We start from the raw sequence: 7,974 nt of genomic DNA, 5'->3' as shown, positions 1-7,974 counted from the left end.
AGCTCGCCCGTCCACCGGGTGGTCGCCCTCGACCGCCGCCCGCTGCCGCCCGGACTCGCCGCCCTGCCCTCCGTGGAGGCGGTGGTCGGCGACGTCCGGGACCGCACCCTGCTCGGCCGGCTGGCGGCCGAGGCCGACGTGGTGGTGCACGGCGCCGCCGCCCTGCCGAGCCACCCGGCGGCCGAGATCCGCTCGGTGGACGTCGACGGCACCCGTACCGTCCTGGACGCCGCCCGGCGGGCCGGGACCGACCGGGTGCTGCACATCTCCTCCACGGCGGTGTACGGCCTGCCGGAGCGCACGCCGACCCCGGAGACCCACCCACTGGTCCCGGTCGACCCGTACAACGCCGCGAAGATCGCGGCCGAGCGGCTGTGCGCCGACTACCGCGACCGGGGCATGTGCGTGCCCGTCCTGCGGCCGAAGACCTTCATCGGCCCGGGCCGGCTGGGCGTCTTCGCGATGCTCTTCGACTGGGCGCTCGACGGCCGGGGCTTCCCCGTCCTCGGCGGCGGCCACACCCTCAACCAGATGCTGGACGTCGAGGACCTCTGCGACCTGGTGACCGCGGTGCTGACCCTGCCGGGCGAGCGCGTCAACCGGGAGTTCAACGTCGGCGCGGCCGAGTACGGCTCGTTCCGCGAGGACTGCCAGGTCGTCCTGGACCTCGCCGGCCACGGCAAGCGGGTCGTCCCGCTGCCGCTCGGCCCGGCGAAGGCCGCCCTGCGGACGCTGGCCGCGCTGCGGCTGTCCCCGGTCTACGGACGCCTCGTCCAGAAGCTCACCCGGGACTCCTGCGTCGACATCACCGACGCCCGCGAGGTGCTCGGTTTCACCCCCCGCCACTCCAACGCGACCGCCATCGAGCGCAGCTTCACCTGGTACCGCGCGAACCGGTCCGCCGTGGCCGGCACCACCGGCCGGACGCACTCCGACCGCTGGCGCGAGGGTGCCCTGCGCACGGTCAAGGTCCTCTTCTGACAGCAGCGAAGGGAACGGAAGTGAGTACTGCGAGCGAGTACCGCAAGGGCCTCGTCGGCCCGCCGGTGCATCCGCCCGACGGGGCCACCGGCCCCCCGCCCGCCGACCTGCCCGAGGAGCCCGGCGGGTCCGGGCTGCCCGGGGAGCCCCGGCGCGGCTCGCTGGTGCGCGGCCTGCTCCGGCTGGTCAGACCGTTCCAGTGGCCGAAGAACGCGGTCGTCCTGGTACTGCCCCTGCTGGCGTCCGGCGCCTCGCCGTGGCCGGCCGTCGCCGACGCCCTGCCCGTCCTGGTCCTGTTCGTCCTCGCGTCCTCGGCCACCTACGTCGTCAACGACCTCGCCGACCGGGAGCGGGACCGCCGCCACCCGGTCAAACGCCACCGCCCGATCGCCTCCGGGGCCGTCCCGGTCCCGGTCGCGATCGTGCTCGGCGCCGTCCTCTACCTCGCCCTGCTGGCCGGCTCGGCGGCCGCGGGGGCCGCCGCTGTCCCCGTGCTCGTCTACGCGGTCACCAACATCCTGTACAGCTTCGTCCTCAAGCACGTCTCGGTGGTCGACGTCTCAGTCATCGCCACCGGCTTCGTGCTGCGGGTCTGCGCCGGCGCCATGGCGGCCTCCGTCCCGATCTCCTCCTGGTTCCTGCTCTGCGTCTTCTCGGTCTGCATCCTGCTCGGCTTCGGCAAGCGCCGGCACGAGCTGACCTCGGTGCAGGGCGGGCCCTCGGAGCTGCACCGGCCGGCCCTGCGCGCCTACTCCGTCCCGTTCCTGAACAGCATGGTCACCTTCGCCGCCTCGGTGACCGTGCTCGCCTACGTGTCCTTCCTGCAGAGCGACGCCGCGGCCGGCGGCATGCGCCAGCTGCGGATCCTGCTCTCCACCCCGCTGGCGGTCTTCGCGATCGCCCGCTACCTGCAGATCCTGCTGGTCAGCGAGGGCGGCGGCGAACCGACCCGGACCCTCTTCACGGACCGGACCATGCTCGCCGTCGGCGGACTGTGGCTGACCGGCTTCGGACTCCTGCTGGCGGTGCAGTCATGGTGACGGCCCCCCAGCCCGGGCGCTTCGCGCTCCCCCGGCCCCGGCGGTCCTGGTTCCTCGCCGACCGGGCCGCCACCTGGCCGGTCCGGCTGCTGGCCGCGGTGAGCGCGGGGTGGCTGCTGTTCTGCGCGCTCCAGGAGGCCCTGACCGGCCGGGCCTGGTTCTGGGTCGTCCCCGGGGCCGCCCCGCCCCCGGTCCTGCTCGGCGTCCCGCTGCTGGTGCTGCTGGCCGCCCTCGCCGTCCGGCTGCGCCGAAGCCGCGGCCGGGTGCGCTGGCCCGCCGTCATGGGCGTGCTCTCGCTCGCCGTCGGGCTGGACCAGTCGGGACTGACGCTGGCCGCGGCGACGGCCGACCGGACGGTGCCGCCCGGCGCGATCCACGTCGTCGCGCAGAACACCGAGTACTGGGGCTCCGACGTGGACCCGGACCGGTTCTACGCCTACCTCAAGGCCCAGAACGCCGACGTGTACCTGCTCCAGGAGTACCTGCACTGGGACGACGCGGCCGGCGCCGACGGCGCCCGCGAGGTGGACGACACCGCCCGGCTGAAGCGCGAGTTCCCGGGCTACCAGGTGGTCACCCGGGGCGAGTTGGTGACCCTCTCCCGGTTCCCCGTGGTGGCGCAGCCGCCGGTCGGCCCGGACCAGGAGCTGCGGGCGCGCGGGGAGGGCGACTGGTCGCGCGTCTTCGCCGGGGCCAAGGTGCTGCGCACCGACCTCGCGGTCAACGGCTCGGTGATGTCCTTCTACAACGTCCACATGCTCGTACCGGTCGCCTACGGGATGCCCCCGCAGGACTTCCCGGCCGACGTGCACCGCCGGCAGCGGGAGCGCCGGCAGCAGTTCGACGGGCTGGTCCGGGACGTCCGGGCCAACCCCGACCCCCTGTTCATCGCCGGCGACTTCAACACCAACGCCGGCATGGGCGACCTCAACGAGCTGCGCGGCCTCACCCAGGACGCGGCGGACGCGGGCGACACGGTCCTGCCGATGTCCTGGGACGCCGGCAGCTGGCACGACTGGTGGCGCTTCGACTGGGCGTTCACCGCACACGGCTCCCGGACCCACCGCTACTCGCTGAGCAGCCCCGAGGGCACATCCGACCATCTCCGCCAGGACGCCTGGATCACGGGGCCCGCAACGGGAGGCACACATGGCTGATCCGGAGGCACACATGACCGGTCCGGAGGCACCCACGGCCGGCGCACGGCCCACCGTGTCGGTGATCATCCCCAACTACAACTACGAGAAGACCATCGCGGCGGTCGTCGAGTCCGCCCTGGCGCAGACCTACCCCGTGCACGAGGTACTCGTCGTCGACGACGGCAGCTCGGACCGCTCCCCGGAGATCGTCCGGCGCTACCCCGTCCGGCTGATCACCCAGCGGAACGGCGGGGTGTCCGTCGCCCGCAACCGCGGGGCGGCCGAGAGCACCGGGGAGATCCTGTTCTTCCTGGACTCCGACATCGCGCTGGACCCGGACGCGGTCGCGAACGCCGTGGCCCTGCTGGCGGAGCAGCCCGACCTCGGCTGCGTCCACGGGGTGGTCGGCAAGCGGGCGCTGTTCGACGACGGCCCGGTCGAGCGCTACCGCGTCCTGCACGAGTACTGGTGGCGCCGGCGGGCCACCGGCCGGGTGCGCACCGTCTTCTTCGCCATGTGCGCGATCCGGCGGGAGGTGTACGAGGAGATCGGCCCGCTGGACGAGACCCTGCGCGAGTCGGAGGACGTGGAGTACAGCGAGCGGCTGGCGGCGAAGTACCCGATCCTGCTGACCGAGCGCATCACCGGCCGGCACGACGACGTGGAGCGGCTGGGCGCGCTGCTCGGCGAGCAGTACCGGCGCTCGCAGCTGCTGGTGGCGTTCGCCGGCGCCCACCGCTTCAGCCCCGGGGCGCTCAAGGCGAACCGGATGCCGGGCGTGCTGGCCACCGCCGCCACCTGGGGGAGCCTGCCGCTGCTGCTGCTCACGCCCAAGGCCGCCGTCCTCCCGGCCCTGGGCGTGGCCTGGTTCGCGGTGGCGGACCCGGGGCTGGCCCGGTTCGTGGTGCGCGACCAGGGGCTGCGGTACTACCCGGTGTTCGTCGGCTACCACTTCCTGCTGCACACCGCGCTGGTGGCGGGCGTCGCCCGGGGCGCGGTGCGGGCGCTCACCGAACGCGGCTTCCGGCGGCCGCGGCACCCGGCGTCATGACGGACGGTGTCACGAAGGACGGCGTCGCGACGGACGGTGTTACAGCGGACGCGTCCGGGGGCGGTCCGGCCGGCCCGCCGCGGGGCCGGCGACGGCTGCTGACCGCCGTCCTCCTGGTGGCCGGCGTCGCGGGCCTGGTCGCGGTGGCCCGCAACGACGCCTGGAGCCTGGTCACCAGGATGACGGACGGCTGGTCCCTGGCCCTGCTGGCGCTGTCCGTGCTGACGAACGTCGGCGGGCTGCTGCTCGGCCTGCTGTCCTGGCGGGCCGTCCTGGACGACCTGGGGCCGCCCGTCGGGCTGTTCGGCAGCGCCCGGATCTTCTTCTGCGGGCTGCTCGGCAAGTTCCTCCCGACCCCGGTCTTCGGACTGCTCGCGCACATCCAGCTGGGCGCCGAGTACGGGGCCACGGCCGGACGGATGGTCACCACCTACGTGGTCAGCCTGGGCATCACCATGCTGACCGCCTGCCTCGCCGCGCTCGGCATCGCGCCCGCCGTGCTCGGCGGCAACACCTGGTGGCTGGCCCTGCCGGTCCTCGTCCTGCTCTGCTTCGTGGTCCGTCCGGGCCTGATCGGCGCGGCGGTGGAGCACGGCGCCCGGCTGTTCCGCCGGCCGCCGCCGTCCGGGCGCAACTCGCCCCGCGCGGTGCGGGTTTCGCTCGCCCTGGCCCTGCTGTCCTGGTTCTCGGCCGGCCTGCACCTGTGGCTGATCGTGGTCGCCCTGGGCGGGCCGCCCGGCCGCTCGCTGGCGGCCTGCGTCGGGGGCTTCGCGCTCGCCACCGTCGCGGGCACGCTGACGATCGTCCTCCCGGACGGCCTGGGCGCCCGGGAGATGGTCCTGGTGCTGTCGCTGTCGACGGTCGTGCCGGTCTCCACGGCCGGCGCGGCCGCGATCGTCTCCCGGCTGGTCTGCACAGTGGCCGAACTGGGCACCGCCGGGGTAATGATTCTGGTGACCAGGTCGCGGCGGGGCACTGCCCCGGCCGCGCCCGGCGACACCACTGCCAATCCCCCTGGAGGGAAGACTGATGCGGTACCGCAGCCTCGGAGTTGACGGCCAGTCGGCCAGCGTGCTCTGTCTCGGCGCGATGACCTTCGGCACCACCGTCGACGAGGAGACCGCGACGGCGATCCTCGACCGGTTCACGGAAGCCGGTGGGACGTTCATCGACACCTCGAACAACTACGCCTTCTGGGCGCCCGGTGCGAACGGCTACGAGAGCGAGGAGCTGCTCGGCCGCTGGACGGCCCGCCGCGGCAACCGCGACGACCTGGTGCTCGCCACCAAGCTCGGCGCCCGCCCGGTGCCCGGACTGCCCTTCCCCGAGCACATCGAGGGCCTGTCCGCCCGCGCGGTGCGGGAGGCGGCGGAGGGCAGCCTGTGCCGCCTCGGCACCGACCGGCTGGACCTGTACTACGCGCACGTGGCCGACCCTGCCACACCGGTCGAGGAGACCATGGGCGCCTTCGCCAGGCTGGTCGCCGACGGCAAGGTCACCGCCCTCGGGTGCAGCAACCACAGCGCCGCCCAGCTGGCCGACGCCAACGACCTTGCCGCCGACCGGGGTTGGCCCGGCTACCGGTGCGTCCAGCAGCGCCACAGCTACCTGCGCCCGAGGCCCGACGCGGACTTCGGCGTCCAGAAGCACGCCGACGAGGCCCTGCTCTCGTACCTCGCGGCGCGGCCCTCGATGGCGCTGCTCGCCTACTCCCCGCTGCTCGGCGGCTCGTACTGCCGCCCGGACCGCCCGCTGCGCGCGGAGTACGAGCAGCCGGAGACGAAGGCCCGGCTGGCCGTACTGGCGGAGGTGGCCGAGGAGACCGGCGCCACCGTCAACCAGGTGGTGCTGGCCTGGCTGATCGGCCACCCCGTCCCGACCGTCCCGGTGGTCGGCGCCAGCTCCGTCGCCCAACTGGAGGAGAGCCTGGGCGCGTTGGACCTCGTCCTCGACGAGGAGCAGCGCCGACGGCTGGACACCGCGGCCTGACCGGACCTCCCTCCAGCCGTCGGGGCCTGTCGTGCGGGACAGGCCCCGGCCCCGTGCCCGTCGGTCAGAGCCAGCCCTCCTTCGCGGCGCGCACCCCCGCCTCGAACCGGCTGCGGGCGCCCAGCCGGTTCATCAGCTGGGAGCTCATCCGGCGCACCGTGCGCAGCGACAGCCCGAGCCGCCGGGAGGCCACCTCGTCGGTGCAGCCGATGCTCAGCAGGAGCAGCAACTCCCGTTCCTGGGGCGTCAGATCGTGCTCGTTGCGGCGCGGGTCCTGGCCGAACGGCGTGCCCGCCGCCCAGAACTCCTCGAACAGCAGGGCCAGCGCGCTCACCACCCCCGGGGTCCGCACCTCCAGCGCGCCCGCGCGGCCGTCCTGCGGGTCGATCGGCACCAGCGCGGTCTCCCGGTCCACCACCACCAGCAGCAGCGGCAGGAAGGGCACCGTGCAGGCCTGCCCGCCGAGCCGGGTGAACCAGCGGACGTACTCCAGCGTCGCCGGGTCGTTGCGGAAGCTCTCCTGGTAGACGCTCCTGATCCGCACTCCGCGTTCCAGCGCCTGCCGGTCCAGCGGCTCGCTGGCGTCCATGGTGTCCGGCAGCTGGGCGCCGCCGGGCAGCAGCGACAGGCACTCGCGCTCGGCGGTGGAGGCCAGGTCCTCCAGCCGCTTGCGGACCATGTCCAGCCCCTCCAGCCGGTGGATGACCTCGTACCGCGAGGCCCGGTTGGCGTTGAACCGGGCGCTCAGCGCCGTCACCGCCTGCTCGGCGGACTCGATCTGCCGCTGGCGCCGGCTGAGGTCCGCGGTGGCCCGCGAGAGCAGGAACCCGAACCCGACGTCCGGATTGAACGGCACCGCGTCCCGGCAGCCGTCCTCCAGGTTCACCAGGTCCAGCTCGGCCAACCGGTTCAACGCGACCCGCACCCGTTCCTCACTCCACCCCAACCGCTCGGCCATGTCGACGACCCGGAACCCCGGCTCCTCCACGATCAGCCGGTACACCGCCTCCGCCGACGGTTCGATGCCCAGCACCTCAAGCACAGCAGATACCCCCGTATGGTCCCGCTCGTCACCACAGGGAGGCTAAGCCAGCTAGCCGACTAGGTCTATACCAATATTTCTCGGATGCCCACCGCCCCGCCCCGGGGGCCGACAGCACGGGTCACGCCCCGCCGGGCAGGCGCACGGCGGGGCGGACGCGTCCCGGGCCGCGGCCGGTCAGAAGCGCCAGGCGGGGTCGTCGGCGATCGCCAGCAGCTCGTCCGTTCCCAGGCCCGCGCCGGACGCGCCGGCCCACTGCTGGAGCGTCACCGTCCGACCGTCGGCACGCTGCACGCGAACGTACTGGGAGACGCGGCCGCCCTGCGGGAAGGTCAGCGTCATCGCCTCGCCCCGGGCGCCGCCCGGGAGTTCGGCCACCTGGCAGTTGGTGCGCGGGGCCGCCTCCTGCGGCGAGGGCACGCCGGGGCGCGGCGTGACCTTGGGCAGGGCGATCGTGGCGCAGAGCGGTACGTTCGGGGCGTCGGCGGTCCGGTCGGCGCCGCCGACGAGCTCCACCTGGCCCACCGGGGACGCCCAGTCGACCCGGAAGGTGCGGCCGGGAATGTCACCGCCGCGCACCGTCGTGCCGCCGCCCGCCGGAAGGAGCCCGGCCAGGGTGGCGCCCAGCTGCTCACTGCTCCAGCCGGTGGGCCGGCCGCCGCCGGGGCCGAAGGAGTCCGGTCGCAGCGGTTGCGGGGCGTCGCCGGCCGCGCCGGCCAGGGTCAGCGGGCC

8 protein-coding genes are annotated in these 7,974 nt (G+C 74.2%); 6 read left to right on the top strand and 2 right to left on the bottom strand.

All coding sequences use genetic code 11. The annotated features are described in order from the left end of the window. The 6 genes from AE652_RS29590 to AE652_RS29565 all read left to right on the top strand — a co-directional run. A partial coding sequence (locus AE652_RS29590; protein ID WP_049657009.1) for an NAD(P)-dependent oxidoreductase occupies positions 1–981 on the top strand: 981 nt, incomplete at its 5' end. A 20-nt stretch (positions 982–1,001) separates the two neighbouring features. After that, positions 1,002–2,021, top strand: coding sequence for a decaprenyl-phosphate phosphoribosyltransferase (locus AE652_RS29585; RefSeq protein WP_053112327.1), 1,020 nt, complete (start codon positions 1,002–1,004; stop codon positions 2,019–2,021). Then, positions 2,015–3,178, top strand: coding sequence for an endonuclease/exonuclease/phosphatase family protein (locus AE652_RS29580; RefSeq protein WP_049657004.1), 1,164 nt, complete (start codon positions 2,015–2,017; stop codon positions 3,176–3,178). Before AE652_RS29585 ends, AE652_RS29580 begins: the two co-directional genes overlap by 7 nt. After that, positions 3,171–4,211 (top strand): glycosyltransferase family 2 protein, encoded by a 1,041-nt coding sequence (locus tag AE652_RS29575; protein WP_234348580.1) that lies wholly within the window; start codon positions 3,171–3,173, stop codon positions 4,209–4,211. The genes AE652_RS29580 and AE652_RS29575 overlap by 8 nt, the downstream gene beginning before the upstream one ends. Next, positions 4,208–5,266, top strand: coding sequence for a YbhN family protein (locus tag AE652_RS29570; protein ID WP_049657002.1), 1,059 nt, complete (start codon positions 4,208–4,210; stop codon positions 5,264–5,266). The genes AE652_RS29575 and AE652_RS29570 overlap by 4 nt, the downstream gene beginning before the upstream one ends. Next, on the top strand, positions 5,241–6,200 hold the full coding sequence (locus tag AE652_RS29565; protein ID WP_049657001.1) for an aldo/keto reductase: 960 nt from the start codon (positions 5,241–5,243) through the stop codon (positions 6,198–6,200). Before AE652_RS29570 ends, AE652_RS29565 begins: the two co-directional genes overlap by 26 nt. Before the next feature lie 64 nt (positions 6,201–6,264). Here AE652_RS29565 and AE652_RS29560 read toward each other — a convergent pair whose 3' ends face one another. Beyond that, positions 6,265–7,242, bottom strand: a complete 978-nt coding sequence (locus tag AE652_RS29560) for a helix-turn-helix transcriptional regulator (RefSeq protein ID WP_049656999.1) — start codon at positions 7,240–7,242, stop codon at positions 6,265–6,267. Between the two features lie 177 nt (positions 7,243–7,419). Further along, on the bottom strand, positions 7,420–7,974 hold a 555-nt coding region (locus AE652_RS29555), incomplete at its 5' end, for a hypothetical protein (protein WP_049656998.1).

Source organism: Kitasatospora sp. MY 5-36 (assembly GCF_001182915.1).
Taxonomy (GTDB): Bacteria; Actinomycetota; Actinomycetes; order Streptomycetales; family Streptomycetaceae; genus Kitasatospora.
The sequence above is the reverse complement of the archived record's forward strand: the minus strand, read 5'-3'. Positions and strand labels throughout refer to the sequence as shown.